The sequence below is a fragment of the Streptomyces chryseus genome, assembly GCF_014650755.1.
GTDB lineage: Bacteria > Actinomycetota > Actinomycetes > Streptomycetales > Streptomycetaceae > Streptomyces > Streptomyces chryseus.
Genome location: NZ_BMVO01000026.1, coordinates 1 through 26,153, shown reverse-complemented (window position 1 = coordinate 26,153; position 26,153 = coordinate 1). Strand labels below are relative to the sequence as shown.

The window sequence follows — 26,153 nt, the reverse complement described above, 5'->3', positions numbered from 1 at the left end:
CGAACACCTCCGGAAAGGCGTGCGAGGGCACAGGAAAGCAAGGGAGAGGCCGGAAAACGGCCGTCAAACCCAAGGCGGAGGGGCCGCAAGGACGAGAGCGTGTGATCTACGGCTCCTTCTCGCGGCCCCGGTCACAGCTCCTTGAGGAACGCCTGCGCCGTGTGCAGGAAGATGTCGTTGGCCTCGTCCTCGCCGATCGTCACCCGCAGCCCCTCACCCGCGAAGGGCCTGACGACGACGCCGGCCTTCTCGCAGGCCGCCGCGAAGTCGGCCGTACGCTCGCCCAGCCGCATCCAGACGAAGTTCGCCTGCGTGTCCGGCACGGTCCAGCCCTGCCCGACCAGCGCCTCGTACACCCGCTTGCGCTCGCAGACCAGCGAGCCGACCCGGCCGAGCAGCTCGTCCTCGGCCCGCAGCGAGGCGACCGCCGCGTCCTGCGCCAGCTGGCTCACGCCGAACGGCACCGCCGTCTTGCGCAGGGCGGCGGCCACCGGCTCGTGCGCCACGGCGAAGCCGACCCGCAGCCCGGCCAGACCGTACGCCTTGGAGAAGGTGCGCAGCACCGCCACGTTCGGGCGGCCGCGGTAGAGCTCGATGCCGTCCGGCACGTCCTCATCGCGCACGAACTCCCGGTACGCCTCGTCCAGCACCACCAGCACGTCCGAGGGCACCCGGTCCAGGAACCGCTCCAGCTCGGCCCGGCGCACCGCCGTGCCCGTCGGGTTGTTGGGGTTGCAGACGAAGATCAGCCGGGTCCGCTCGGTGATCGCGTCGGCCATCGCGTCCAGATCGTGCACGTCGCCGTCGGTCAGCGGCACCTCGACCGCCGTGGCGCCGCTGATCCGCGTGATGATCGGGTACGCCTCGAACGAACGCCAGGCGTAGATCACCTCGTCGCCGGGCCCCGAGGTCGCCTGGAGCAGCGACTGCGCCACCCCGACGGACCCGGTGCCGGTGGCGAGGTGCGACACGGGCACCCCGAACCGGTTCGCCAGCTCGTTCATCAGGCCGGTGCAGGCCATGTCCGGGTAGCGGTTGAAGTTCCCGGCCGCCGCGATCACGTCTTCCAGGACGCCGGGCAGCGGGGGATACGGGTTCTCGTTGGAGGACAGCTTGTACGCCACCGGTCCCCCGGCGGCGGCAGGCTTCCCCGGCTTGTAGGTGGGAATGCCGTCCAGCACCGCGCGCAGCTTGGGGCTCGTCTCGCTCACTTCGGGTCCTCCTCGACCGTACGTACCGCCAATGCTGCTCACCTTATGAGGATTGCGCGCCGCTGCGAATGGCGGGCGCACGGGATGGGGGGAGCGCTGCCCATCGCGTCGCGCGCCGGTGGCTCACTCCGTGGCGCGCATCCCCCGTGAGGGTGGGTTGAGACCTCTTCGCAACATAGGCCACTAGGCAGGACCGTGCCGGTCGACAAGCCTGACTGACCGGCGCGACTGCCCAACTGCCTTTAATTCCAAGGGCATTGGGGCGAAACTTCCTTGCAGAAACGTGCCTGTCAACGACTGCATATGCATCCGCCCTAACCACCTGCCCGAGCCCTACTATCGGCTCGCCATGACAGCAGCAGGGAAGCATCAGGTGAGCCGGACGGAAACCCCCCGGCGGAGCACCCGGCCAGGACGAGCGGGCATTCGGGACGTCGCCGCCGCAGCCGGTGTCTCCATCACGACGGTCTCCGACGCGCTCAACGGCAAGGGCCGGCTCCCGGACGCCACCCGCAGCCACGTTCGCGAGGTCGCCGAGAGACTGGGCTACCGCCCCTCCGCGGCGGCCAGAACCCTCCGTACCGGCAAGTCGGGCCTCATCGGCCTGACCGTGACCACGTACGGGGATGAACCTTTCACCTTCACCGAATTCGCGTACTTCGCCGAGATGGCGAGAGCCGCGACCTCCGCGGCGCTCGCCCGCGGCTACGCCCTGGTCATCCTCCCCGCCACCTCGCGCCACGACGTCTGGTCGAACGTCGCACTCGACGGCACCGTCGTCATCGACCCGTCCGACCAGGACGCGGTCGTCACCGAGCTCGTACGCCAGGGCCTGCCCGTCGTCTCCGACGGCCGGCCCGCGGGCACCCTGCCCGTGACCGCCTGGGTCGACAACGACCACGAGGCGGCCGTCCTCGACCTCCTCGACCACCTCGCCGACGCCGGAGCCCGCCGCATCGGGCTGCTCACCGGCAACACCACCGACACCTACACCCGCCTGTCCACCGACGCCTATCTGCGCTGGTGCGAGCGCGTGGGCCAGGACCCCGTCTACGAGTCCTACCCGGCACACGACCCCTGCGCGGGCGCCGTCGCGGCCGACCGGCTGCTCGCCCGCCCGGACCGCCCCGACGCCGTGTACGGGCTCTTCGACCCCAACGGCACCGACCTGCTCGCCGCCGCCCGCCGCTACGGACTGCGCGTACCCGAGGACCTGCTGCTCGTGTGCTGCAGCGAGTCCACCGTGTACGCCGCCACCGAACCGCCCATCACCACGCTCTCGCTGAAGCCGCGCCGCATCGGCACCGCCGTCGTCCAACTCCTCATCGACGCCATCGAAGGCATCAATACCGACAGTCCCGTCGAACAGGTGATACCGACCGAACTCATCGTCCGGACGTCGTCGCAGCGCCGGCCGCCACGCACCACGGTCAGCCCGCCGCGCTCACCGTCCGGGGACTGACCTCCCCAATTGGGACGAAACAACCGACGAACCAGGTGCGCATCCGGATTCACCACCCCTGGTGCGTCACAGAGCACGAGCCTCATTCCTATGATGGGCGCACGACACCGCGGGCCAACCACGACCAGGTGGGACCCAAAGGTGTACGGCGGCGCGCGACGGTGGTGGAGGGGTCGATGACTCAGGGGGCCGGTCAGGGACCCGCAGTGCGAACGGCGACATTGCGGGACTTCCGCGTACCCCCGTACGCCCAGACCCCGGATCCCGCGCACGCGCACGCTGCCGGGAACGGCTACGGCGACGCGTACGGGAACACTTACGGGAGCGCCTACGCCGTCGACGAGGAGCCCGAGGGGTACACCCCCACCCAGCGCGACCTCCCGGTGATCAGCCGCGGCGGCCCCGGCGACACGCTCCAGGTCACGGCGCAGCCCGCGCCCGAACCCCGGCCCGCCGCGGGCGAGGGCCTCGGCCCGCTCTTCGTCGTCGGCGATGTGCACGGCTACCTCGACGAGCTGTACGCCGCCCTCGCCGAGCAGGGGCTCATCGACGCCGAGGGCCACTGGGCCGCCGGCAACGCCCGGCTCTGGTTCCTCGGCGACTTCACCGACCGGGGACCCGACGGGATCGGCGTCATCGACCTCGTGATGCGGCTGTCCGCCGAGGCCGCGGCCGCCGGCGGCTACTGCAAGGCCCTCATGGGCAACCACGAGCTGCTGCTCATCGGCGCCAAGCGGTTCGGCGACACCCCCGTCAACTCGGGTGCGGGCACGGCCACTTTCCAGGCCGCCTGGCTGCTCAACGGCGGGCAGAAGGCCGACATGGACCGGCTCCAGGACGTACACCTGCAGTGGATGTCCCGCCTCGACGCGGTCGCGCTCGAAGACGCGCATCTGCTGACGCACTCCGACACGACGGCGTACCTCGACTACGGCAGCACCATCGAGGACGTGAACGACACGGTCCACGCCATTCTCACGCGCAACGACGCCGACGAGTGCTGGGACGTCTTCCGCAAGCTCACCAAGCGCTTCGCCTTCCGCGACGAGGGAGGCGCACAGGCGGCGCGCGAACTCCTCGACGCGTACGGCGGCGACCGTGTCGTCCATGGTCACAGCCCCATCCCGTACCTGCTGGGCGAGGTGGGCAACGAGAGCGCGGACGGCGACGACGAGAACGCGCGGCCGGCCGTGGAAGGCCCCCACGTGTACGCCGACGGGCTCGCCGTCGCCATGGACGGCGGCGTGACCATGGCCGGAAAGCTGCTGGTGGTCCAACTCCCCCTGCATGGCTGAACTCCGCGGGGGAAGGCGCGGCCATATACACGCCGCACTTACCACTGGTCCTATTTCCGGAAACCCCCTGTCACCCCCTGCCGTAGGCGCTCTACCATCGGCTTATCCGTAGCAGGCTCTCCTCCGTTTCCGCCCAATTACCCGCCCCGCGCGGGTGATGCCGGCCCTACGGAGCATCGGGGGACGCACATGAACAGCAGCGCTCCGCACCTGCTGGCCGAGGACCGCCCGGAATTCGAACGCGTCCTCGACGAAGCATTGCGCACCGCTCACGAACGACCGGAACTGACCGCCGTCGGGCAACGGCTGAACACCGCACAGCTGCGCACCATGGCGATGAACGCCTCCGCGCTCATCGCGGCGGCCGCCGCCGCCGAGTACGACCACTACGTGCAGGTCCGCGAGGACGTGCGCACACCGGCCGCCCGCACCGGCTCCGTCCTCGCCATGGGGGACGCCTCCGAGACGGCGGGCGCGGGCGTCGCCGCCGTCGTCGCCGTGCTGACGCCCGTACTGGCGGGCACCGCCGCGGCGATCTTCCTGATCGTCGGCTACCTGCTCACCATGCTCACCCCGGAACCCGAGTTCGCCCGCGCGCTGCTCACCGCCGGCTGGATCTTCGCCGCCCTCACGGCGGCGGGCATCCTGGTGGCAGCGGTGGGCCTGCTCCTGACGGCCCTGCGCAACGGTTCGACGGCGTTCTCCGACGGGCGGGCGGGCGAGCGGTCCCCCGAGGTCGAACAGGCCGGGGCTGCCTGGCGCCAGGCCCTGCTGGAGCGGGGCGTCGTACCGTTCCTGCGCGACGCCCTGGCCGCACCCGGTGCGGAGCCGGCCGCACCCGCGCCGCGCCGCCCCGCCGGCCGGATCCCCGACCTGGGGTACTCGCGCCCGGACTACAGCAGCCCCGGCCCGGACGGCGGCACCACGCCGGGCCCGCGCCCGAGTTACTCCAGCCCGGACTTCTCCAGCCCCGACTTCGGCGGCCCCGACCACAAGCCCGAGTAGCCCCGCCCCGCTACAGCCGCCGGACCACCTGCGCCTCCGCCCGTTCCACCGAGGTCCGGCCGTGCACGTGCACCAGCGCCAGGTGGAACAGCGCCGGGGCCAGCGGAGCCCACCGGTGCATCCGATCCGCACGCAGGAGATACCTGGCCACGTCCGCCGGGCGAAAGGGCACGAACTCCATCGCCCGGTGCTCCCACCGGTCGGCGACGCCCCTGCTCATACGGGCCTGGACGCCGTCGCGGGTCAGGGTCCTCAGCCGCGCGTAGAAGTGAGCGCTCCACTGGCGCCGGTCGACGTCGAGCACGAACGCCAGGAGCGCGAGGGAGTGCTCGGGCGCCTCCAGGGAGAGCTCCTCCCGCATGCCGCGCCGGGCGACGGCGTACAGGTCCGGCGCGTTGCGGCCGGACGGGTCGATGTTCGTCGGGGTTCGGCCGTGGTGGTGGGCATCGGGCCCTGTTCCCCGGCGGGCCGCCAGTCGCGGCTGCCCCGCCCGTCGGGAAGCAGCCGCACCGTCGCACGGGGGCACGCCTGGTCGAACTCCGGCATGTCCGGGCCCGGATAGAGCCAGCTGTCCGCTCGGCGCCGGAACAGCCGGTCTCCGTCGAGGCGCATCTCGATGTGCCGCGTACGCCGCCCCTGGTCGTCGTACACCCAGACACCCGCGTAGTGCTCCCGCCACGCGACCAGGCGGACCTCCGCCGGACCGCCCCCGCCCGCTGTCCGGCAGACCGCGGCGTACGGCAGCCCGGCCGCGTCCCGGGCCCTCGCCGCCTCCACGGTCAGCGGGCCCAGCAGCGCACGCGCCGCCAGGTCCCACCCCTCGCCGTAGGCGATCTCCACAACCGTCCCCGCCCCGCTCACCCCGGGCCTCCTGTCATCAGGTCTGCCGCCAACGTCGCGGCACCCACTGACAGCGGCCGGGGTGAGGGGCGGACGGGACGGGCGTGACGGACGGGAAGGTCAGGACCGACGGATCAGTCGGCGATCGGGAGGTACACCCGGTTCCCGGCGGCGGCGAACTCCTTGGACTTCTCCGCCATGCCCGCCTCGATCTCGTCCTGCGTACCACCGTGCTCACGCCGGATGTCCTGGCTGATCTTCATCGAACAGAACTTCGGTCCGCACATGGAGCAGAAGTGCGCCGTCTTCGCCGGTTCGGCGGGGAGCGTCTCGTCGTGGAACGAGCGCGCCGTGTCCGGGTCGAGGGCCAGGTTGAACTGGTCCTCCCAGCGGAACTCGAAGCGGGCGTCCGACAGCGCGTCGTCCCACTCCTGCGCCCCCGGGTGGCCCTTCGCCAGGTCCGCGGCGTGGGCCGCGATCTTGTACGTGATGACGCCGGTCTTCACGTCGTCGCGGTTGGGCAGGCCCAGGTGCTCCTTGGGCGTGACGTAGCAGAGCATCGCCGTGCCCCACCAGGCGATCATCGCCGCACCGATGCCGGACGTGATGTGGTCGTACGCCGGTGCCACGTCCGTGGTGAGCGGGCCGAGCGTGTAGAACGGCGCCTCCTCGCAGATCTCCTGCTGGAGGTCGATGTTCTCCTTGATCTTGTGCATCGGGACGTGCCCCGGGCCCTCGATCATGGTCTGCACGTGGTGCCGCTTGGCGATCGTGTTGAGCTCGCCGAGGGTCTTCAGCTCGGCGAACTGCGCCTCGTCGTTGGCGTCCGCGATCGAGCCGGGCCGCAGGCCGTCGCCGAGCGAGTACGTGACGTCGTACGCGGCGAGGATGTCGCAGAGCTCCTCGAAGTTCTCGTACAGGAACGACTCCTTGTGGTGCGCCAGGCACCACGCGGCCATGATCGAGCCGCCGCGCGAGACGATGCCGGTCTTGCGACGGGCCGTCAGCGGCACGTACGGCAGGCGCACGCCGGCGTGGACCGTCATGTAGTCGACGCCCTGCTCGGCCTGCTCGATGACCGTGTCCTTGTAGATCTCCCAGGTCAGCTCCTCCGCCCGGCCGTCGACCTTTTCGAGGGCCTGGTAGAGCGGGACGGTGCCGATCGGGACGGGGGAGTTGCGCAGCACCCACTCGCGGGTGGTGTGGATGTTGCGGCCGGTCGACAGGTCCATGACCGTGTCGGCGCCCCACTTGGTCGCCCAGGTCATCTTGTCCACCTCCTCCTCGATGGAGGAAGTGACCGCCGAGTTGCCGATGTTGGCGTTGACCTTCACCAGGAACCGCTTGCCGATGATCATCGGCTCGATCTCCGGGTGGTTGACGTTCGCGGGCAGCACCGCGCGGCCTGCCGCGATCTCCTCGCGCACGACCTCGGGCGCCACGTTCTCGCGGATCGCCACGAACTCCATCTCGGGCGTGATGTCCCCGCGACGGGCGTACGCGAGCTGCGTGACCGCCTGCCCGCCGCGGCCCCGGCGGGGCTGGCGCGGCCGGCCGGGGAAGACCGCGTCGAGGTTCTTGAGGCCGCCGCGCGGCGACGTGTGCTTGATCCCGTCGTCCTCGGGACGGACCGGGCGGCCCGCGTACTCCTCGGTGTCGCCGCGCCCGATGATCCAGTTCTCGCGCAGGGGCGCGAGTCCGCGGCGTACGTCCGTCTCGATGGTCGGGTCGGTGTACGGGCCGGACGTGTCGTACAGCGTCACGTCCTTCCCGTTGGTGAGGTGCACCTGCCGGACCGGCACGCGCAGGTCCGCACGAGTGCCCTCGGGCCCCGTGACGTACCCCTTGTGCCAGCCCGGCTTGCGGCCGTCCTGGCTGGTGGCAGGCGTGTGTGCATCCGCTGTGGTCATGAGACCTACTCCCTACGCCGGCATTACCCGGTAACAGGTTCGGCGGTCGACGCAGCGGCTTTCGTACGGATTCACGTACGAAGGTCAGCGCCCTCTCAGCCCGGTGCTCCGAGCTCCCGCGTGTGCAAAGGTGCCCCCACGCTAGCGTCCCCTCTGGCGCGCTGAACAGAGGGCCCCCGTCGTTCTTGCGATGATCGGTCGGTGACGTCCCCACAGCCAACGCCCGAAATCCACGGCCACACCCACAGCCACGGGCCCGCCGCGCCCGTCTCCAAGCACCTGCGCAAGGTCATCGCCGCGGTGCTGATCCCCTTCGCCACCGCCGTCTTCGTCGGCCTCGTCGTGCTCTGGCCCGGCGGTGCGCCCGAACACGAGCGCACCGGTGTCGGTTTCGACCGGCAGACCGTGTCCGGCACGGTGACACGGGTGCAGGAGGTCGACTGCAAGGACGTGAACGCCGCCCAGGTGCCACCGACCGGCGACACCTCCACACCGTCCGGGCGCGAGGCCCAGCAGGCCCAGCAGGGCGCCTGCGAGAAGGCGACGGTCGAGGTCACCTCCGGCAAGGACAAGGGCCGCGAGTTCACCGAGATCGTCCAGCCCGACGCGCCCAGACAGTTGCACGAGGGGCAGGGCGTGGTGGTGGCGTACGCGCCCGACGCGCCCCGTGACCTCCAGTACTCGGTGACGGACGTGGACCGGGGCGTCCCGATGGCGCTGCTCGCCGGGATCTTCGCGCTCGCGGTGGTCGCCGTCGGACGGATGAAGGGCGTGATGGCGCTGATCGCGCTCGCCGCGTCCTTCGCGGTCCTGACGCTGTTCATCCTCCCCGCGATCCTCCAGGGCTCGAATCCGCTGCTCGTCGCCGTCGTCGGGGCGAGCGCCATCATGCTCATCGCGCTCTACGCCTGCCACGGCCTGACCGCCCGGACGTCGGTCGCCGTCGTCGGCACGCTCATCTCGCTGCTGCTGATCGGGCTGCTCGGCTCGCTCTTCATCGACTGGGCCTACCTGAGCGGCAACACGGACGACAACACCGGTCTCATCCACGGCCTGTATCCGGACATCGACATGAGCGGCCTGCTGCTCGCCGGCATCATCATCGGCTCGCTCGGTGTGCTCGACGACGTGACGGTCACCCAGACGTCGGCGGTCTGGGAACTCCACCAGGCGGACCCCTCGATGGGGCCGCGCGCCCTGTACCGGGCCGGTATCCGCATCGGCCGGGACCACATCGCGTCGGTCGTCAACACGCTCGTCCTGGCGTACGCGGGCGCCGCCCTGCCCCTGCTGCTGCTGTTCTCCATCGCGCAGAGCAGCGTCGGTACGGTCGCCAACAGCGAGCTGGTGGCGGAGGAGATCGTACGGACCCTGGTCGGCTCGATCGGTCTGGTCGCCTCGGTGCCGGTGACGACCGCGCTCGCGGCGCTGGTCGTTTCGGCCGACCGTCCGGCGCCCGACGGTTCCGCCGCCGCCTCCCCGGCGCGCGGGGGCGGCTTCGGGGGCGGTGGCGGGGGCCGGCGGCGCAAGCGCTGACCTGCCGCCCCGGGGGGCTCAGCCGGCGTTCTGCTCCTCGGCGAGGATCCGGCCGAGGGCTTCGTCCAGGTTCTCCTCGAAGTCCCCGAGGTCGCACTCCTGCCCCATCGGCACAAGCCTGTCCGTACGGTCGAGGAACGCCACCAGCGGCGCGGCGCCCGCCCGGAACAGGGCGCGGTCACCGGCGACCTGGAGGCGGATGCGGACGTCCAGGAGGTCGTCGGGGCCGGTCATCGGCTCAATGCGCACATCGCCCTCGCCGCACGGTTCGACGAGGCCGTCGAGCAGCAGCTCCCGCCCGAACGCCCAGGTGACGGGGGTGTCCCCGGGCAGATGGAACGTCATGCGGACCGCGTACGGATCATCGGTCGCGTACCGGAGCTCCACCGGGATGCGGAACGAGAGCTCCTCCGAGACGAGGAAGCTCATCATGACCTCTGCCTGAACCGACTCACGCATCGCTTTGAACCCCGCACCTAGTGACTGGCCGTAACAGTGAAATGCCGAAATGGCCAGGAATGGTCCCTCCTGGCCTCTGGCGCCATCGTGCTCGAAGCACCGGCAGATCACAAGGAGTGATTTTTCAGATACTGATAGAGAACGCGAACGAGCTGAGCAGTCCTCCCACCGCACTGCGCAGTTGGTCGACGGCGGGGAGCAGTCGCTGCTGCTGTTCGACGGGCAGGGAGATGGCCATCGTCGCGGCGACCGATCCGACCGTGATCGGGATGGCCGCGCAGACCGAACCCACCGCGTACTCCTGGCGTTCCACGACCGGCCGTATCCGCTCGGTCGCCGCCAGGCGGTCCAGCAGCGCCCCCCGGTCGCGCACCGTGTACGGCGTGAGCGGCTCGACCGGGTGCCGGCGCAGGTGGTTCCGGCGCGCCGGCTCGTCGAGCTGGCTGAGCAGGCACTGGCCGAGCGCGTGCGCGTGCCCGGTCTCGCGGAAGTCCGCCCACTCCTCCACGGCCGGGGACGACGGCCCCTGCGCGACCGCGACGAGGTCGATCTCGCCCTCGCGGTAGACCGCGAAGTAGACGGGTACGCCGATCGCGTCCCGCCAGTACGCCAGGGAATCGGTGATCAGGCCGCGGCGGTTCTGGCGCGCGCCGGTGGCGGCGAGCCGCCTGGCGGCCTCGCCGAGTACGAACACGCCGTGCTCGCGCCGCAGATAGCCCTCGTGGACCAGGGTGCGCAGCAGGTGGTAGGCCGTGGGGAGCGGGAGGCCGGCCTCCCTCGCGAGCTGCTTGGCCGGGGCCCCGTCGGCATGCGCGCCCACCGCCTCCAGCAGGCGCAGGGCGCGCTGCACGGAGCCGATCAGGGTCGGAGCCGGATGTGGAGCGGCAGCCGTCTGTGTCGTGGCCACGGGACACACCCCCAGGCGTTCCGACGGGCTGCGTGCCCGCCCGAGGCATCAAGGAACCGTCACTCTAACCGCCCCTCGCGGTCGCGCTGAGTGCTTCCCGTGCCCGTCCCCCGGGTGGGCTAACGGCCGTACGGACTACCAGTCGCCGCGCGACGAGGACGACGAGGACGACGAGGACGACGCCATGAACTTCCGTACGACGTAGATCAGTCCGCCGACCAGGGCGACGAAGACCAGCAGCTTGAAGAGCAGGCCGATCAGCACGCCGATGGCGCTCAGGATCGCGCCGCCGAACACGACCAGGGCGATGACGGGCACCGCGACCCACTTCACCCACCACGGCATCCCCGCGAATATCTCCCGCACAGCCATCGCTTGCCTCTTCTCGCTCGTAGCGCTGCTTCCTGCCCTCGATGCTAGGGGCGGGCGCGGGGCCCGCGGGGGCTCCGGAGCCCTTGAAGACCCCTGAACGGACCCTTAGGGAACCCGGACCTCCGGGTGGCGGGCGCGTCCGGGTGGGGCGGCGTCCGGGCCTCCGGCGCGCGGGGCGGCGTACGGGCGTCAGCTCTCGGGCGGGGAGAAGACCACCATGACGCGCAGGTCCTCGCTGATGTGGTGGAACTTGTGCGGCACCCCCGCCGGTACGTACACGACGCTGCCCCGTCCCACGTGCGTCGTCTCCATGCCGACGGTGATCGACGCGCGCCCGCTGACGACGAAGTACACCTCGTCCTCGCGGTGCGGCTGCTGCGGGTCGCTCTCGCCCGCGTCCAGCGCGTACAGGCCGACCGACATGTTCCTCTCGCGCAGGAACTGCAGGTACGCGCCGTCGTTGGCGGCGCGTTCCGCCTCCAGCTCGTCCAGTCGGAATGCCTTCATCGTCCGTCCGCCCCTCGGCCAGTCGTGCGCCGGTGCCCGACGCCGATCGTGTCTGCCACGATCAGACACATGATGAATTTCCTAGTCAAGACGATCGCCAACGCGGGCGCCCTGGCGGTGGCCATCTGGCTCCTCCACGACATCACGCTCACCGGCGACAGCACGGGCAGGAAGACGCTGACCCTGCTCGGCGTCGCGCTCCTCTTCGGGCTGGTCAACTTCCTCGTCAAGCCCGTCGTGCAGCTGCTGACGGTGCCGCTGTTCATCCTCACGCTCGGCCTGATCACCCTGGTGGTCAACGCGCTGATGCTGCTGCTGACCTCCTGGCTGGCCGAGCAGTTCGACCTCAGCTTCCACGTCGAGGGCTTCTGGACGGCCGTGCTCGGCGGCCTCATCATCAGCGTCGTCTCGTGGGCGCTGAACGTGGTCCTGCCGGAAAAGGACTGACGCATGGGCTCCGAGAACCGCACCGTCGGAGACGGCACCCGGGCAGTGCGCGCGGGCCTTCCCGAACCCGTCGCGTACGAGCCGACGCTCCCCGGGCCGGTCTTCGCCGCGCACTACCACCTGCCCGGCGAGCCGACCGGCCCCTACACCTACGGGCGCGACGAGAACCCGACCTGGACCCACCTGGAGCGGGCCATCGGCGAGCTGGAGGCACCGGGGGACGACGGCGTCGAGACCGTCGTCTTCGCCTCCGGCATGGCCGCCGTGTCCGCCGTGCTCCTGTCGCAGACGCGGGCCGGCGACACCGTCGTCCTGCCCGACGACGGCTACCAGGCGCTCGCACTCGTACGCGAGCAGCTGGCGGCGTACGACGTGCAGGTGCGCACCGCGCCGACCGGCGGCGACGCCCAGCTCGGCCAGCTCGACGGGGCGCGGCTGCTGTGGATCGAGACGCCGTCCAACCCGGGGCTCGACGTGTGCGACATCCGCCGGCTCGCGGACGCCGCGCACGCCGCCGGAGCGCTGGTCGCGGTCGACAACACCCTCGCCACGCCGCTGGGACAGCGCCCCCTGGAACTCGGCGCCGACTTCTCCGTCGCCAGCGGCACCAAGGGCCTCACCGGCCACGGCGACGTCCTGCTCGGCTACGTGGCCTGCCGCGACGCCCGGCTGGCCGCCCGGGTACGGCGCTGGCGCAAGGTCGTCGGCGCGATCCCCGGCCCCATGGAGGCCTGGCTGGCGCACCGCTCACTGGCCACCCTCCAGTTGCGCGCCGACAAGCAGGGCGCGAACGCGCTGGCCCTCGCCGAGGCGCTGCGCGGGCACCCGGCCGTGAGCGGGCTGCGCCACCCCGGGCTGCCGCAGGACCCGTCGCACACCGTCGCGTCGCGCCAGATGCGCCGCTTCGGCTGCGTCGTCTCGTTCACGCTGCCCGACCGCGCGTACGCCGAGCGGTTCCTGGAGGGGCTGCGGCTGGCCGACGACGCCACCAGCTTCGGCGGCGTACGGTCCACCGCCGAGCGGCGCGGACGGTGGGGCGGCGACGCGGTGCCGGAAGGTTTCGTCCGCTTCTCCGTCGGGGCCGAGGACCCCGAGGACCTGGTGGCGGACGTGCTGCGCGCGCTCGACGAGGCGAAGCCCCCGGCGTAGCGCGGGCACGGCGCCGCGCGTGACGGACGGTCCGAGCCTCCCCCCTCATGGCTCGGACCGTCCCGGTTCCACGCGCGAAGAACCGCCCGACAAAGGCTAGTTGACTCTGCGTCAGTGTCCAATCACGGTAGCGACAGAGACCTATCGACATATTTATAGTTGTCACCGTCGGCGACCGCGCCGGGACGGGAGACCGCGCCATGGACCTGGCTCTGCTCCGCACGTTCGTCACGGTGCACCGGGCCGGTTCGTTCACCCGCGCCGCCGCCCTCCTGGGCCTGTCGCAGCCCGCCGTGACCAGCCAGATCCGCACCCTGGAACGGCAGCTCGGCCGCCCGCTGTTCCTGCGCCAGGCCCGCGGCGTGACCCCCACGACCGTCGGCGACGAACTCGCGCACCGGGCCGCCCCGCACCTCGACGCGCTCGTCGAGATCACCGAGGCCGGCCTCGACGAGGACTCCGGCGTACGGACCCTGCACCTGGCGGGGCCGCCGGAGTTCACCTCCGTACGCGTCCTGCCCGCACTGTCCCCGCTCATCGCGCAGGGCCTGACCCTGCGCACCTCCTTCGGCAACGCCCAGGAGACCCTGGACGGCCTCGCCGCCGGACACCACGACCTGGCCATCTCCACCGACCGCCCGCGCGGCACGGTTCTCACCGGGACCGCCCTGTGCGACGAGGAGCACGTACTGGTCGCCGCCCCCCGCTGGGCCGGCCGCATCGGCCCCGGGCTGCTGCGCCGGGAGGGGCCACAGGTACTGGAGCACCTGCCGGTGGTGGAGGTGCACGAGTCACTGCCGCTGGTCACCCGGTACTGGGCGACCGTCTTCGAGACCCGCCCGGCCGCCGCGGGCACCGTCGTCGCCCCGGACCTGCGGGCCGTGCTGCACGCCACCGCCGCCGGCGCGGGAATCGCCGTACTGCCCAGGTACCTGTGCGAGGAGGCGCTGGAGCGGGGGGAGATCGTGGCGCTCTTCGACCCGCCGGTCCCGCCGCTGCGCACCTACTTCCTCGCGGTGCGGACCGGCACGCTCACGCTTGCGCACATCGCGCGGGCGCACGAGTGGCTGCTGCGCGCCGCGACCGACTGGTCCTGAGCCGCGGACAACGGCGGGCCGGGGGCGTTTCAGAAGCGGCGGGCTGGGCCACTGTATTGCCATGACCGGCACGTCTTTCCCCGAGGGGACCACCCCCGCACCCGCGAGGCCCGTGGTCAAGCGCACCGCCCGCGCCATCCTGCTCGACGGCGACGACCTGATCCTCATCAAGCGCACCAAGCCGGGCGTCGACCCGTACTGGCTGACCCCGGGCGGCGGCGTCGAACCGACGGACGCCACCGTCGTCGACGCCCTGCACCGCGAGGTCGACGAGGAGCTCGGCGCGAAGATCACCGACGTGGTGCCCTGCTTCGTCGACACCGTCGAGCACATCGCGGGCGGCGGGGTGACGGGGGTGAAGGTCCAGCACTTCTTCGTCTGCCGGCTGGAGTCGATGGACCCCTCCCTGCGGCACGGCCCGGAGATCGACGAACCCTGCGGGGAGTACGAGATCGTACGGGTGCCGTTCAGCCGGGTCGGGATCGCCGCGGTGCACCTCGTGCCGCTGTCCCTGCGCCACTACCTGGACGGCAACATCGAGGGGGTACGGGCCATGCACGCCCACGACCTGGGGTGACGGCACCGGCCGCTAGTCGCCCGCCGCGACCAGCTCTTCGAGGGAGTCGTGGCGGATGCGGTCGCCGGGGATGCCGAGACTCCTGAGGGCGTCGACGCCACTGCGGATCATGCCGGGCGGGCCGGAGAGGTACGCGTCGTGGGAGTTCCACGGGCCGTGCTCCAGCACGGCGTCCGGGAACTGCGTCCGGCCGTCGACGATCGGGTGCACCGAGAGCCAGGAGTGGGACTGCTGGAGGCGCAGCATGGTGTCGATGTCGTACAGGTCGTAGTCGGTGCGGGCGCCGTAGAACACGTCGACGGGGCGGCGCTCGCCGTGCTCGGCCACGTCCTCGACGAGCGCCTTGATGGGCGCGATGCCGGTGCCGCCGCCCAGGCAGAGCAGACCGCTGTCGGTCGTGTGGTCGACGGTCATCGACCCGGCCGGCGGGCCGAGCCGCACGGTGTCGCCGGGGCGGGCGCGGTGGACCAGGGCGTTGGAGACCCAGCCGGCCGGCACCGCTTTGACGTGGAACGACAGCAGGCCGTCGGGGCGGGGCGCGCCGGCGAAGGAGTAGTGCCGCCAGATCCGCGGCCACCAGGGCGTCTCCAGGCTCGTGTACTGGCCGGCCAGGAAGGGGTACGGCTGGTCGGGGCGCAGGGTGATGACCGCTATGTCGGGGGTGCGCAGGTCGTGCGAGACGACCTCGGCCTGCCACCAGGCGGGCGCGCGCAGCTCGTTCTCGGCGGCCGCGTCGATCATGATCTGGGAGATCGCGGTGTACGTACGGATCCACGCGGCCTCGGACTCGCCGTCCCAGGTGCTCGTCGCGTACCGGGCCAGCGCCCCCAGGAGCGCCTCGCCGACGGCCGGGTAGTGGGAGGCCTGGGTGCCGTACTTGCGGTGGCCACGGCCCAGATTGCGCAGGTACTCGGTGAGCACCGGCTTGTTGTCGATGTGCTCGGCGGCGGTCAGCAGCGCCTTGAGGAGACGGTCGCGCTGGGTGTCCATGGCGGCAGGAAAGAGCCCGCGCAGCTCGGGGTGGCGGGTGAAGAGCAGGGCGTAGAAGTACGACGTGACCTTGCCGGCGTCTTCACCGATGTCGGCCAGGGTGCGCCGGATGAGCGCCGCATCGGGCGACACGGGGGCTGCCGGGGCCGCCGGGGCGGCGGGGGCCGCCGGGGGAGCGGCAGGGGCCGCCTGCGCCTCGGGGGCCCGCTGCTGGGCGGTGTGCGGCGGGGCGGTGTGCGGCTGAGGGGCGTGCGGCGGGGCGGCGTGCGGCGCTTCGGACGGGGGCTCGGCGCGCCGGGGCTGCGGCTCTGCGGCTTGGGGGGGCTGGGGCTGGGCGGGCTGGGGCTGGGCGGGCTGGGGGCGTGAGGCGCCGGTGCCCACCGGGCGTATCGCGGTGACCGGGCGGCTGGGCCGGGCGGCGCCGCCCGGGCCTGGTATCCGGCCCTGGCCCTGGTCCGCACCCGGCGGCTGCTGAGGCCCCGCATCCGGCTTTCTGCGCGGCTTGAACCAGCCGCCGCCGCTGTCATCGGAAGTGCCGTTGTCGGCCGACGTGGTGGTCGGAGCGTCCATTGATGTGCCTCGCCTCGAACAGCTTTCGGTCGGTCTCTGCACTTCCGGGACCGGAACGTGCTCGCAATGTCCCCGCTCTGCTTCAGGTCTGTGTGCTGTGTGCGTTGTCCGTCCTTCAGGTCCGTCGACAGCTCACACTAAACACGCCACTACCCCCAATTGGGGTGAGGCGGACAGAAGTGTGACATTGCCCGCAGTTCCCGTCGTCGCAGCCTCCCAGCCATCACTCCCGCATCGGACAAAGACCCGGAAGTCCGGGCATCCGAACCCGCTTTCTGGTTAGGCTGCTTTACCCCTATGCCTTACGCCGTAAGGACACCGGGAGCAAACCGGAGTCGACCCTACCGGCGGTAGCGCCCCGCACAAGCCCCTTCTCACGGCCGCGCGCACCCGGCGGCCCGCGCCCGCTGTGCGACCAATCCGGAATTACCGACGGGACTGCACCAATTCGTACGGCTCCCGCAGATCACCACCCCGATAAGCAAGCACGGCAAGGTCCGACACGTGGTGATCTGCGTTGACGGCCACGGAAAGCGGCACGGACGCGAAGATCTCCGCGTCCGACATCGAATCCCCGTAAGCCACGCAGTCACTCCTGATCAGACCGAATTCTTCACACAGCCGATCCGCGATCTTCACTTTCGCCGACGCGTTCAAGATCCCCGCCCGTTCCACCGGCTCCAGAAACGGCACCGCCGGCCAGCGCGAACCATGCGCGGCATGCACGCCCCACGCCAGCAGCCGCTGCACGAAGAAGTCCGGGGAAAGGGAGATGACGGCGCAGTACTCGCCGCGCGAGCGGATGTCCGCCCACACCTCCTTGATGCCCGACAGCCACGGCGCACCCGCGAACGCCGCCGCCACGTGATCCTCGGTGAGCTCGCCCCACAGCTCCCTCGCCCGTACGGCGAACTCGTCGGGCGCCATGCCTCGCAGCAGGAAATCCCGCTCCAGCCCGGCGATCTCGGCGCTCACCCCCAGCTGACGGGAAATCTCCACAGCCGCCGCCGAGCCTCGCATCAGCGTTCCGTCGAGGTCGAAAAGATGCAGTCGCGTCATGTACGCCGAGGCTAGTACGCGCGGTTACTCCCCCTGCCGGACGCCGGGGCGCCCGTCACCAGGCAGCGTGTTTCACGTGAAACCACTGCGCCGGCCCGCACACCGGGCCGGTCATCGCGTCCGGCGCCTGCCTCTTCATGACCAGGCTCTCGGCCCTTGACCCTGAGGGTGCAGCCGCCGCGGCTGCCGTCCACGAGCCGTCTCCTCCTCTTCACGTAAAACGGTGGACGGGCTATCCATGCGTCAGCCAGCCTGATCCAATGCCGACTCCGCACGCCGATCTGCCCGTACGCCGCCTCACACCGGCCGACCTCACCGCCTGCGCCGACCTCTCGGAAGACAGGGGGTGGCCACGGGAGGAGCACAAGTGGGGCCTGCTCCTGACGGCCGGCACCGGCTACGGCATCGACGCGCCACAAGGCAAAGGCCTGGCCGCCGCGAGCGTCCTCACCTCGTACGGACCGGAGAACGCGTACGGGCCCGAGCACACGCGCGGCCCCGCGCTCGCCGCCATCGGCATGGTCCTCGTCGCCGAACGCCACGCACGGCAGGGCATCGGCCGGCGTCTGATGCGCCACGTCATCGCCGAGGCCGGCGACACCCCCCTCACGCTGCACGCCACCCCCTACGGCCGCCCGCTCTACGAGGAACTCGGCTTCGCCGTGACCGGCAGGGCCGAGATGGTCCACGGCCACTTCCGCCCCTCCGGCTCCCCCACCGCGGTGCCGACCCGCCCTGCCACCGCCGACGACCTGCCCGCGATCCTGCGGCTGGACACCGAGGTCTTCGGCCAGGACCGCACCCACGTCCTCACCCGGCTGCCCGCCTTCGCCGACCAGATCCGCGTGGCGGAGGGCGAAGGCGGCATCACCGGATACGCCGCCGCCTGGCCCAATATGCAGACCCACGTCGTGGGCCCGCTGATCGCCAGGGACACCCCGACGGCCAAGGCCCTGATCGCCTCCCTGGCCGCCGGTACGGACCGCCCGCTGCGCACCGACATCGACGTACGCCATGAGGAGCTGCTGGAGTGGGTGAAGGCGTGCGGCCTGGAGCCGGTCGCCTTCAACGACGTGATGACGTACGGGCTCCCCGCACTGCCCGGGGACTGGACCCGCCGTTTCGCCCCGCTGACCGTCGCGGCCGGCTGACGGGCGGCGGAACGAAACGGCGGGCCTGACGCACGACGGGCCCGGCGTCGCGCCCAGCGGCAACGACAGCGGGCCCGGCCGTCCAGCCGGCTACCGGCCGAGCGCTTCGACGGCAGCGGTCGCGAAGCCGTGGTCCTGGTCGGGCGCTCCGCCGCCCACACCGACCGCCCCGATCAGCCGCCCGTCACGGTGGACCGGTACGCCGCCCGCGAGGAACAGGAGCGGGCGGTCCAGCGCGGTCGGCAGCGTGTGGAAGAGCCCGCCGGGCTGCACCGCGTCGACCAGATCGGCCGTGGCGGAGTCCAGCTGGAGCGCGGTGTACGCCTTGCGGGTGCTCGTCTCGCCCGCGATCAGTACGGCCCGGTCGTCGCGCCGGAAGGCGAGCAGGTGCCCGCCCGCGTCGAGAACGGCGACGGCGACGGCGACCCCGGCTTCCTGCGCCGCGCGACGGGCCGCGTCGACGAGCGCTTCGGCGTCCTGGACGGTCAGCGGGACCACGGCGGTCGCAGTGGTGCCGATGGTGGTCTCGGTGGTGCTCATGCGGGAAGGGTGGTCCAGCGGCGTTGCCAGGGGGGTGATTCAGCGGCGTACAGCGGCGGCCGGCTCGGGAACCGAGCCCGCGACCACCCGGCTGCGGGCGTCCGTACGGCGCTCCAGGGCGCTGGAGAGGAACGCCAGGCCGAGAGCGGAGGCGGCGAGCACGGCGCCGACCCAGTTGGGGGCGGTGTAGCCGAGCCCGGCCGCGATGACGAGGCCGCCGAGCCACGCGGCGAGCGCGTTGCCGAGGTTGAAGGCGCCGATGTTGACGGCGGACGCGAGGGTGGGGGCGCCCGCCGCCTGGTCGAGGACGCGCTTTTGCAGCGGCGGAACGGTGGCGAAGCCCAGGCCGCCGATCAGCACGATCGTCACGGCCGCCGCGATCCGGTCGTGAGCGGTGAGCGTGAACAGCGCCAGGACCACCGCGAGGGCGCCCAGGGACACGTACAGCAGCGGCATCAGGGCACGGTCCGCGAACCGGCCGCCGATCAGGTTGCCGCCGACCATGCCGAGGCCGAACAGGACCAGCAGCCAGGTGACGGACCCGGCGGAGTAGCCGGCCACCCCCGTCATCATCGGCGCGAGGTAGGTGATGGCGGCGAAGACACCGCCGAAGCCCAGCACGGTCATCGCCATGGCGAGCAGCACCTGCACATTGCGGAAGGCGGCCAGCTCGTGGCGCAGCCGTACGCCCTCGGGCTTGGGCGTCTCCGGTACGAGCCGGGCGACGCCCAGCAGACCGAGCACACCGAGCACCGCCACCGCGGCGAACGTGATCCGCCAGCCGTAGCTCTGGCCGACGAAGGTGCCGAGCGGGACACCGACGACATTGGCGACGGTGAGGCCGGTGAACATCATCGCGATGGCTCCGGCCTTCTTCTCCGGGGCGACCAGGTCGGCCGCGACGATCGAGCCGATACCGAAGAACGCGCCGTGGGCGAGCGAGGCGACCACGCGGCCGCCGAGCATCACGCCGAACGAGGGAGCGACTGCCGAGAGCAGGTTGCCCGCGATGAACAGCCCCATCAGCAGCAACAGCATGCGCTTGCGGGAGATCCGGGTGCCGAGGACCGACAGGAGCGGAGCGCCCAGGACGACCCCGAGCGCGTAGCCGCTGACCAGGTAGCCGGCGGTGGGGATCGAGACACCGAAGTCGGCGGCGACCTCGGGCAGCAGGCCCATGATCACGAACTCTGTGGTGCCGATCCCGAACGCCCCGATGGCGAGGGCGAGGAGTGCGAGTGGCATGGCCAGACCTTCCGAATAGATTGCGCATGCGCCTTACAAGCGTCGACATTAATTGCAGACGCGGGTTAATTGCAAGCGCGGGCTATTGCGGCAGTCGTCTATCCTGGTCCCCGGGCGTTCACCCGCTCCCGACAAGGAGAGACCCATGACCGCGACAGACCCGGCACTCACCGCCCTCTCCCAGAGCTGGTGCGCCCTCTCCCTGCTGCACGGCCGGATCGACGCCCACATCGAGAAGGCCCTCCAAGGCCGGCACAGCCTCAGCGTGCGCGAGTACTCACTCCTCGACGTCCTCAGCCGCCAGCACAGCGGCCCCGGCGGACACCTGCGCATGCAGCAGGTCGCCGACGCCGTCGTACTGAGCCAGAGCGCCACCACACGCCTCGTCACCCGCCTCGAAGACCGCGGACTGCTGACCCGCTACCTCTGCGAAACCGACCGCCGCGGTATCTACACCGACGTCACCGACGCCGGCCAGGCCCTGCTCGCCGAGGCACGCCCCACCAACGACGCGGCCCTGCGCGAAGCACTCGACGAAGCCGCGAAGAACACCGAACTCGCGCCCCTGGTCCGAGCCGTGGAAGAGCTGCGCGTCCCCACGTAACCGCGAAAAGGGCAGTTTGCGTACCCTGCGCCCCATGAACGATCTCCAGGTACGCCCCGCCACCGCCGACGACCTCCCGGCGATCGTCGCCATGCTCGCCGACGACCCCCTCGGCGCCCAGCGCGAATCCCCCGACGACCTCACCCCCTACACCACCGCCCTCGCCCGCCTCACCGACGACCCGAACCAGCACCTCGTCGTCGCCGCGCGCGAGAACCGGGTCGTCGGCACCCTCCAGCTCACCGTGATCCCCGGCCTGTCCCGTCGCGGCTCCACCCGCTCGATCATCGAAGGCGTACGCATCCACGCCGACGAACGCGGCAGCGGCCTCGGCAGCCGCCTGATCGAGTGGGCCATCGACGAACCCCGCCGCCAGAACTGCCAGTTGGTCCAGCTCAGCTCCGACGCCACGCGCACCGACGCCCACCGCTTCTACGAGCGACTCGGCTTCGAGGCCTCCCATGTCGGTTTCAAGATGAGTATCTGAAAACCGTTTCTTTATCCGATTTGGCTCGTTGCCCCCGCAAGAGGGGGCGGCCGTATGTCCGAATGCCGTCCCCCACTCGAACGGGCCGCCCAGGCCCAGGAGGAGACGAGCCGGATGACCGACGAAGTGGCCCTGCTGGAATCCAGGACCCTGCGCGACAGCGTCGCGCAACGCACGGAAGCACTCGACAAAGTCAAAGCGCTGACCCTGCTCCCGGACGGGACACATGTGACGACACAGATGGTCGCCACCTACTTCGACGTGCTCGAGACCGCTGTCTACAGCATGGTGAGCGACCACCGCGAGGAGCTCGAGGCGAACGGCTACCGCCTGGCGACCGCCGAGGAGGTTACTGCCTTCAAGGCAGGAGCCTTCGTGAACCGCTACACGAGCCAGGTCGGGCTGTTCACGCGAAGGACCGTACTCAACGTCGCCATGCTCCTGCGCGACAGCATCGTCGCACGTCAGGTGCGTACTCACTTGCTCGACGTCGAGGAGAACCAGCGGCCGCGACCTGTGGACAACTTTGTCCACAGGCTCGCCTCGCTGCTCGACGAGCACATCGGCGAGATCCTCGACCAGCGCGTGGTCACGCGCACCGACCGGCAGGTCGCCGAGATCGCGGAGGAGGTCTGCCGCACCGCTGTCGGCCGCACCGTCGTCCCCCTGCTCAACGCCGCCGTCCAGAACGACGGCGAACACCGCAGCCGCATCCAGGCCCTGGAAGACGAAGTGACCCACCTCCGCCGCGTACTGCGCGAACGTGAGGCGGCCGGCTCCATGGGCGCACTCGACGCCATGAACCCCCGCCAGTTCGAACAGCACATCGCGTGGCTCTGCCGACGCGACGGCTGCGACCGCGTCACGGTCACCGGAGGCCACGGCGACACCGGCGCGGACATCGTCGCCTACACCCCCGACGGCCGGCGCATCGTCGTGCAGTGCAAGTCCCGCAACCCCGGTTCGACCATCGCCAGCGGCGACGTCCAGCAGTTCATCGGCATGGCGAAACTCGAATACAACGCGGACATCGCGTTACTCGTCGCCACCTGCCCGTTCACACGGGACGCCCTGCTGCTGGCCGCGCGGCACGATGTGACGGCTGTCCACCGCGGCCTGCTGGAGGCATGGAACAACGGAGCCACCCTGCAGGTCCTCAACAGCGTCCCGTAACGGCACACCGTTGGAACCGTCCCAACAGGTCGGGCCCGAAGTCGCATCCAGAACGTGCGACTTCGGGCCCGCTCGCACTCTACCGGTCCCCCGGCCCCGAGCACGGTTCCACGTGAAACATCAGAGCCCGCGCCAGCCACCCTCGTCCACGCCGCCAGGAACCATGTCCCCCGGCTCGTACGGCTCACGGGTGAAGACGAACGACCCCAGATCCAAGTGGCTCACCGAGCCGTCCTCCCGGCGCACCACCCGCAGCGTCTCCCCCAGGTAGTAGCCGTCCAGCCCGGTCCACGTACCGTCCGGCCGGGCCGCGAAGCGCGCGCCCCTGCCGGTGCCCCGCAGCGGCTGAAGCTCCAGCCCCCGGTCGGCGGTGAGAGAGAGGGCGTACGCCGCCGTACCCCAGAACCACGGCCCCGTCAGCCCCAGCAGCTCCTGGTCCACCTCGGGCAACGGACGCCAGGGCTGCGGGATACGCGGCTCGGCCTCCGCCACGATGCGGATCAGGTCGGCCGCCACCGCCGGAGCGGAAAGCCCCGACGTGGCGTTGGTGAGCACCACGGCGGCCAGCCCGTCCTCCACACCGACCCACAGGCCGGCGACGAAGCCCGGCAGCGAACCCGAGTGCCCCACCAGCGTGCGCTCCCCGGCCCGCACGATCTGCAACCCCAGCCCGTAGCCCCCCGCCCCCTCACCAGGACCCGCAGGAGCCGCCGGCGTACGCATCTCCCGTACGGAATCGGCGCCCAGCACCCTCCCGTCACCCACCGCCAGGAACGCGGCGAAGCGGCAGAGATCGTCGGCCGTCGACCAGAGCTGACCGGCCGGAGCCATCAGCCCCAGATCCACGGCCGGCTCCGGCAGCATCACATCCGCCCACGGGTGCACCGCCCAGCCCCCCGCGTACGGTGCCTCGGCCTGCGGACCCGTACGCCGCATGCCCAGCGGCTCAAGGACCTCGCTCCGCAGCGCCTCGGCCCACGAACGCCCCCGCACCGCCTCGACAAGCCGCCCGAGCAGCGTGTAGCCGGGATTCGAGTAGTGGTGCGTACGCCCGACCGGATGCATCCGCGCCCGCTCACCCAGCACATCGGCCAGCTCAGGCCGCAACGAACCCGGCGTCCGCTCCCACCAGGGCGCCGGTGTCTCCGCGGGCAGCCCGGCCGTATGACTCAGCAACTGAGCTACCGTCACCTCGCCCACCCCCGTGCCCGGAAGATGCTTCTCCAGCGGATCCCCGAGGTCGAGCAGCCCCTCGTCGCGCAACCGCAACACCAGCACGGCGGTGAGCGTCTTGGTGATCGACCCGATCCGGTACTGCGTGTCCCCGTCCGGAGCGTGCCCGTCGACGCACGTACGCGCACCCGTCCACACGGTGCGCCCCTCGCGCTGCACCGCGGCCACGCACGAGGGGGCCCTGCCCTCGGCCTGTGCGGTGGCGATGCGGTGCGAAAGGGCACGTCGCGTACCGGGAAGCAGCTCTTCGAACGATGAGGTCATGGTCAACACCTACCTCCAGCACCCCCGCCCCGTCGAGCGCGTATCGGAATAACCCCCGTGCGCACGGCAGTTGCCAGCGAGGTACTCACCGCCTCCCCAGGAGCAGACATGACCACCGACACGGCCACCGGCCCGGACCGCTCGTTCCTCTTCGTCCTCGGCAGCTCCCGCCCCCACGGCAACACCGAGATACTCGCCCGGGCCGCCGCCCAGCAGCTGCCCCCCGGCACCCGCCGGCGCTGGGTCGACCTGGCACAACTACCGCTGCCGGACTTCCAGGACGGGAGGCACGAGAGCGACGGCTGGACCGTCGGGGAGACCGAGGAGGCACTGCGCCAGGCCACCCTGGAAGCCACCGACATCGTCCTCGCCTCACCCCTGTACTGGTACACCCTCTCCGCGCACACCAAGCGCTACCTCGACTACTGGTCGGGCTGGCTGACCGTGCCCGGCTCGGACTTCAAGCAGCGGATGGCCGGACGCACCCTGTGGGGAGTGACGGCCATGGCGGACCACGACGAAGTCGTCGCCGACGGACTCGTGACCACCCTCCACCACACGGCGGCCTACCTGCGGATGCGCTTCGGCGGCCTGCTGACCGGCAACGGCTCCCGCCCCGGCCAGATCCGCGACGACGGGCGGGCGATGATCCGCGCCAAGACGTTCTTCCAGCGCGAGACCCCGCTCGCCCGCTTCCCGTACGAGGAACAAACGGAATCGCGGTAACCCGGCACCACCCCCGGCCCGCCCCTCGGGGCACCCACCCCGCTCTGGCAAGATCGACGGCGATTCAGGACCCGGCCGCGCCGCCAACGGCCTGGCCGGGAACGGGAAACAGCCAACGGGGAACAGAGGATCAGATGCGTACGTCGACTCGTGCCATACCGGCAGCAGTGGGTGCCCTGGCACTGGCTTTGGCGCTGACCGGCTGCAACGACTTCGGGTCGGGGAAGAACGGCGGCTCCGGCTCCCACACCTCCGGCTCCGACGCGTCGGACGAGAAGAAGACCTACCGCCTGGGCGAGGAAAGCCCCGAGCAGGAAAGCGACATGGTGAAGTCGTCAGGCGCCACCTACACGGTCACCCCGACCAAGGTGGAAACCGGAACCAAGGCCGACATGGACAACTCAGGCCTGAAGAAGGACAAGAAGGACGGCCCGCAGATCCCCGTCTACGTGTGGACGACGCTCACCCACAAGAGCGGCAAGACCATGGACGCCGGCGACATGGACGACGACCTGGTCATCAGGACCGACGCCGGCACGCGCACCCGCGCCCTCCTCGTCCTGATGGGCGAGGCGACCTGGCCCAACTGCCCGGCCCCGGACCTCGAAAAGAAACTGAGCGAGGGCCAGTCGGAGAAGATCTGCACCGCGTTCCTCGTCCCGGAAGGCCAGAAGCCCGCCGCCGTTGAACTGACCCGGGGCTTCTACAAGGAACCCCTGGAGTGGCCGGTCAAGAACTGACCACCCGCCCGGCCGGACGCCCGGGAACGCCGACGGGGCGGCGTAGGCCGACACGGTGTCGGAGCACGCCGCCCTGGGGGCGGAACGCGGTGCGGGAGGCGCCCCGCGCTGTCACCGCGATTACTTCGGATCGCGGTTGAACTTCGCCGTCGACCAGAAGTAGCCGAGCACCGCGAGACCCAGGCACCAGGCCACCGCCAGCCACCCGTTGTGGCCGATCTCGCTGCCCAGCAGCAGACCCCGCAGCGTCTCGATGGCGGGCGTGAACGGCTGGTACTCGGCGATCGGCTCGAACCAGCCGGGCATGGAGGCGACCGGGGTGAAGGCGCTGGACAGGAGCGGCAGCAGGATCAACGGCATCGCGTTGTTGCTGGCCGCCTCGGCGTTCGGGCTGATCAGCCCCATGCCGACCGCGATCCAGGTGAGCGCCAGGGCGAAGAGCACGAGCAGCCCGAACGCCGCCAGCCACTCCAGGGCGGTCGCGCCCGTGGACCGGAAGCCGATGGCCACCGCGACGGCCCCCACGAGGACCACGCTCACGGCCTCCTCCAGGTACTGCGTGGTGAGGAAGACGGTGACGCCGCCGGTGACCAGTTC

Annotated in this window: 27 protein-coding genes; 14 read left to right on the top strand and 13 right to left on the bottom strand. The window is 71.1% G+C overall.

The genetic code is table 11. The features are described from left to right. Positions 1-131: 131 nt before the first annotated feature. The gene (gene hisC, locus IE185_RS27740; protein ID WP_138895743.1) at positions 132-1,211 is read right to left on the bottom strand and encodes a histidinol-phosphate transaminase; all 1,080 of its coding nucleotides are present in this window, start codon (positions 1,209-1,211) and stop codon (positions 132-134) included. Between the two features lie 349 nt (positions 1,212-1,560). Between hisC and IE185_RS27735 the strand changes: the two genes are divergently transcribed. The 3 genes from IE185_RS27735 (at position 1,561) to IE185_RS27725 (ending at position 4,973) form a co-directional block, all read left to right on the top strand. Beyond that, positions 1,561-2,673 carry a LacI family DNA-binding transcriptional regulator gene (locus IE185_RS27735; RefSeq protein WP_138895742.1) on the top strand — a complete coding sequence of 371 codons (1,113 nt, stop codon included), beginning with the start codon at positions 1,561-1,563 and terminating at the stop codon, positions 2,671-2,673. 161 nt (positions 2,674-2,834) lie between these two features. Next, positions 2,835-3,968, top strand: a complete 1,134-nt coding sequence (locus tag IE185_RS27730) for a metallophosphoesterase (RefSeq protein WP_244317892.1) — start codon at positions 2,835-2,837, stop codon at positions 3,966-3,968. Positions 3,969-4,157: 189 nt separating this feature from the next. Continuing rightward, entirely contained in the window at positions 4,158-4,973 is an 816-nt protein-coding gene (locus tag IE185_RS27725) for a hypothetical protein (RefSeq protein ID WP_138895740.1), read from the top strand. Positions 4,974-4,983: 10 nt separating this feature from the next. Here IE185_RS27725 and IE185_RS27720 read toward each other — a convergent pair whose 3' ends face one another. Beyond that, positions 4,984-5,499 (bottom strand): hypothetical protein, encoded by a 516-nt coding sequence (locus tag IE185_RS27720; RefSeq protein WP_229843730.1) that lies wholly within the window; start codon positions 5,497-5,499, stop codon positions 4,984-4,986. Positions 5,500-5,947: 448 nt separating this feature from the next. Next, positions 5,948-7,723 carry a phosphomethylpyrimidine synthase ThiC gene (gene thiC, locus IE185_RS27715; protein WP_138895739.1) on the bottom strand — a complete coding sequence of 592 codons (1,776 nt, stop codon included), beginning with the start codon at positions 7,721-7,723 and terminating at the stop codon, positions 5,948-5,950. Positions 7,724-7,924: 201 nt separating this feature from the next. On the opposite strand from thiC, the gene IE185_RS27710 reads away from it, so the two are divergent. Next, the gene (locus IE185_RS27710) at positions 7,925-9,259 is read left to right on the top strand and encodes a YibE/F family protein (protein WP_189716236.1); all 1,335 of its coding nucleotides are present in this window, start codon (positions 7,925-7,927) and stop codon (positions 9,257-9,259) included. A gap of 18 nt (positions 9,260-9,277) precedes the next feature. On the opposite strand, the gene IE185_RS27705 is transcribed toward IE185_RS27710, so the two are convergent. The 4 genes from IE185_RS27705 to IE185_RS27690 form a co-directional block, all read right to left on the bottom strand. Further along, complete coding sequence (locus IE185_RS27705) at positions 9,278-9,718, bottom strand: SsgA family sporulation/cell division regulator (protein WP_189716234.1); 441 nt, start codon at positions 9,716-9,718, stop codon at positions 9,278-9,280. A gap of 124 nt (positions 9,719-9,842) precedes the next feature. Next, entirely contained in the window at positions 9,843-10,625 is a 783-nt protein-coding gene (locus tag IE185_RS27700; RefSeq protein ID WP_282960789.1) for an IclR family transcriptional regulator, read from the bottom strand. A gap of 135 nt (positions 10,626-10,760) precedes the next feature. Further along, complete coding sequence (locus IE185_RS27695; RefSeq protein ID WP_138899445.1) at positions 10,761-10,991, bottom strand: DUF5326 family protein; 231 nt, start codon at positions 10,989-10,991, stop codon at positions 10,761-10,763. A gap of 195 nt (positions 10,992-11,186) precedes the next feature. Then, on the bottom strand, positions 11,187-11,504 hold the full coding sequence (locus IE185_RS27690; protein ID WP_138902975.1) for a cupin domain-containing protein: 318 nt from the start codon (positions 11,502-11,504) through the stop codon (positions 11,187-11,189). A gap of 69 nt (positions 11,505-11,573) precedes the next feature. Here IE185_RS27690 and IE185_RS27685 point away from each other — a divergent pair, with 69 nt between their 5' ends. From IE185_RS27685 to IE185_RS27670, 4 genes are all read left to right on the top strand, one after another. Next, entirely contained in the window at positions 11,574-11,951 is a 378-nt protein-coding gene (locus IE185_RS27685) for a phage holin family protein (protein ID WP_138898394.1), read from the top strand. 3 nt (positions 11,952-11,954) lie between these two features. Then, complete coding sequence (locus IE185_RS27680; protein ID WP_138898393.1) at positions 11,955-13,100, top strand: cystathionine gamma-lyase; 1,146 nt, start codon at positions 11,955-11,957, stop codon at positions 13,098-13,100. Between the two features lie 200 nt (positions 13,101-13,300). Then, complete coding sequence (locus IE185_RS27675; RefSeq protein ID WP_138898392.1) at positions 13,301-14,197, top strand: LysR family transcriptional regulator; 897 nt, start codon at positions 13,301-13,303, stop codon at positions 14,195-14,197. A gap of 61 nt (positions 14,198-14,258) precedes the next feature. Continuing rightward, positions 14,259-14,774 carry an NUDIX domain-containing protein gene (locus tag IE185_RS27670; protein ID WP_138898391.1) on the top strand — a complete coding sequence of 172 codons (516 nt, stop codon included), beginning with the start codon at positions 14,259-14,261 and terminating at the stop codon, positions 14,772-14,774. A gap of 12 nt (positions 14,775-14,786) precedes the next feature. Here IE185_RS27670 and IE185_RS27665 read toward each other — a convergent pair whose 3' ends face one another. Further along, positions 14,787-16,334: a globin domain-containing protein gene (locus IE185_RS27665; RefSeq protein ID WP_189716232.1), complete on the bottom strand. Its 1,548-nt coding sequence runs from the start codon at positions 16,332-16,334 to the stop codon at positions 14,787-14,789. 426 nt (positions 16,335-16,760) lie between these two features. After that, the gene (locus IE185_RS27660) at positions 16,761-17,393 is read right to left on the bottom strand and encodes an HAD family hydrolase (protein WP_138899400.1); all 633 of its coding nucleotides are present in this window, start codon (positions 17,391-17,393) and stop codon (positions 16,761-16,763) included. A 260-nt stretch (positions 17,394-17,653) separates the two neighbouring features. Between IE185_RS27660 and IE185_RS27655 the strand changes: the two genes are divergently transcribed. Beyond that, on the top strand, positions 17,654-18,544 hold the full coding sequence (locus IE185_RS27655) for a GNAT family N-acetyltransferase (RefSeq protein WP_189716230.1): 891 nt from the start codon (positions 17,654-17,656) through the stop codon (positions 18,542-18,544). Positions 18,545-18,634: 90 nt separating this feature from the next. Here IE185_RS27655 and IE185_RS27650 read toward each other — a convergent pair whose 3' ends face one another. Both IE185_RS27650 and IE185_RS27645 read right to left on the bottom strand, forming a co-directional pair. Further along, positions 18,635-19,084, bottom strand: a complete 450-nt coding sequence (locus IE185_RS27650; protein ID WP_138899117.1) for a GlcG/HbpS family heme-binding protein — start codon at positions 19,082-19,084, stop codon at positions 18,635-18,637. Between the two features lie 39 nt (positions 19,085-19,123). Continuing rightward, entirely contained in the window at positions 19,124-20,329 is a 1,206-nt protein-coding gene (locus IE185_RS27645) for an MFS transporter (protein WP_138899116.1), read from the bottom strand. Between the two features lie 145 nt (positions 20,330-20,474). Between IE185_RS27645 and IE185_RS27640 the strand changes: the two genes are divergently transcribed. From IE185_RS27640 to IE185_RS27630, 3 genes are all read left to right on the top strand, one after another. Further along, positions 20,475-20,933: a MarR family winged helix-turn-helix transcriptional regulator gene (locus IE185_RS27640; protein ID WP_138899115.1), complete on the top strand. Its 459-nt coding sequence runs from the start codon at positions 20,475-20,477 to the stop codon at positions 20,931-20,933. 34 nt (positions 20,934-20,967) lie between these two features. Continuing rightward, complete coding sequence (locus tag IE185_RS27635; RefSeq protein WP_189716228.1) at positions 20,968-21,420, top strand: GNAT family N-acetyltransferase; 453 nt, start codon at positions 20,968-20,970, stop codon at positions 21,418-21,420. Positions 21,421-21,534: 114 nt separating this feature from the next. Next, the gene (locus tag IE185_RS27630) at positions 21,535-22,593 is read left to right on the top strand and encodes a restriction endonuclease (RefSeq protein WP_138899263.1); all 1,059 of its coding nucleotides are present in this window, start codon (positions 21,535-21,537) and stop codon (positions 22,591-22,593) included. A gap of 120 nt (positions 22,594-22,713) precedes the next feature. Here IE185_RS27630 and IE185_RS27625 read toward each other — a convergent pair whose 3' ends face one another. Next, positions 22,714-24,090, bottom strand: coding sequence for a serine hydrolase domain-containing protein (locus tag IE185_RS27625; protein WP_189716226.1), 1,377 nt, complete (start codon positions 24,088-24,090; stop codon positions 22,714-22,716). A gap of 108 nt (positions 24,091-24,198) precedes the next feature. Here IE185_RS27625 and IE185_RS27620 point away from each other — a divergent pair, with 108 nt between their 5' ends. Both IE185_RS27620 and IE185_RS27615 read left to right on the top strand, forming a co-directional pair. After that, entirely contained in the window at positions 24,199-24,816 is a 618-nt protein-coding gene (locus IE185_RS27620) for a flavodoxin family protein (RefSeq protein WP_189716224.1), read from the top strand. Positions 24,817-24,950: 134 nt separating this feature from the next. Next, entirely contained in the window at positions 24,951-25,556 is a 606-nt protein-coding gene (locus IE185_RS27615; protein ID WP_138895707.1) for a hypothetical protein, read from the top strand. A 120-nt stretch (positions 25,557-25,676) separates the two neighbouring features. Here the strand turns inward: IE185_RS27615 and IE185_RS27610 are convergent. Further along, positions 25,677-26,153: ABC transporter permease (locus IE185_RS27610; protein WP_189716223.1), on the bottom strand; the 477-nt coding region annotated here is incomplete at its 5' end.

Bases quoted from the DNA above. Each gene is read 5' to 3' on its own strand.
- IE185_RS27640 (WP_138899115.1), top strand. From the start codon at position 20,475: ATGACCGCGACAGACCCGGCACTCACCGCCCTCTCCCAGAGCTGGTGC.
- thiC (WP_138895739.1), bottom strand. From the start codon at position 7,723: ATGACCACAGCGGATGCACACACGCCTGCCACCAGCCAGGACGGCCGC.
- IE185_RS27620 (WP_189716224.1), top strand. From the start codon at position 24,199: ATGACCACCGACACGGCCACCGGCCCGGACCGCTCGTTCCTCTTCGTC.
- IE185_RS27725 (WP_138895740.1), top strand. From the start codon at position 4,158: ATGAACAGCAGCGCTCCGCACCTGCTGGCCGAGGACCGCCCGGAATTC.
- IE185_RS27635 (WP_189716228.1), top strand. From the start codon at position 20,968: ATGAACGATCTCCAGGTACGCCCCGCCACCGCCGACGACCTCCCGGCG.
- IE185_RS27670 (WP_138898391.1), top strand. From the start codon at position 14,259: ATGACCGGCACGTCTTTCCCCGAGGGGACCACCCCCGCACCCGCGAGG.
- IE185_RS27690 (WP_138902975.1), bottom strand. From the start codon at position 11,504: ATGAAGGCATTCCGACTGGACGAGCTGGAGGCGGAACGCGCCGCCAAC.
- IE185_RS27625 (WP_189716226.1), bottom strand. From the start codon at position 24,090: ATGACCTCATCGTTCGAAGAGCTGCTTCCCGGTACGCGACGTGCCCTT.
- IE185_RS27655 (WP_189716230.1), top strand. From the start codon at position 17,654: ATGCCGACTCCGCACGCCGATCTGCCCGTACGCCGCCTCACACCGGCC.
- IE185_RS27680 (WP_138898393.1), top strand. From the start codon at position 11,955: ATGGGCTCCGAGAACCGCACCGTCGGAGACGGCACCCGGGCAGTGCGC.
- IE185_RS27685 (WP_138898394.1), top strand. From the start codon at position 11,574: ATGATGAATTTCCTAGTCAAGACGATCGCCAACGCGGGCGCCCTGGCG.
- IE185_RS27660 (WP_138899400.1), bottom strand. From the start codon at position 17,393: ATGACGCGACTGCATCTTTTCGACCTCGACGGAACGCTGATGCGAGGC.
- IE185_RS27705 (WP_189716234.1), bottom strand. From the start codon at position 9,718: ATGCGTGAGTCGGTTCAGGCAGAGGTCATGATGAGCTTCCTCGTCTCG.
- IE185_RS27650 (WP_138899117.1), bottom strand. From the start codon at position 19,084: ATGAGCACCACCGAGACCACCATCGGCACCACTGCGACCGCCGTGGTC.
- IE185_RS27675 (WP_138898392.1), top strand. From the start codon at position 13,301: ATGGACCTGGCTCTGCTCCGCACGTTCGTCACGGTGCACCGGGCCGGT.
- IE185_RS27615 (WP_138895707.1), top strand. From the start codon at position 24,951: ATGCGTACGTCGACTCGTGCCATACCGGCAGCAGTGGGTGCCCTGGCA.
- IE185_RS27645 (WP_138899116.1), bottom strand. From the start codon at position 20,329: ATGCCACTCGCACTCCTCGCCCTCGCCATCGGGGCGTTCGGGATCGGC.
- IE185_RS27665 (WP_189716232.1), bottom strand. From the start codon at position 16,334: ATGGACGCTCCGACCACCACGTCGGCCGACAACGGCACTTCCGATGAC.
- IE185_RS27735 (WP_138895742.1), top strand. From the start codon at position 1,561: ATGACAGCAGCAGGGAAGCATCAGGTGAGCCGGACGGAAACCCCCCGG.
- IE185_RS27630 (WP_138899263.1), top strand. From the start codon at position 21,535: ATGACCGACGAAGTGGCCCTGCTGGAATCCAGGACCCTGCGCGACAGC.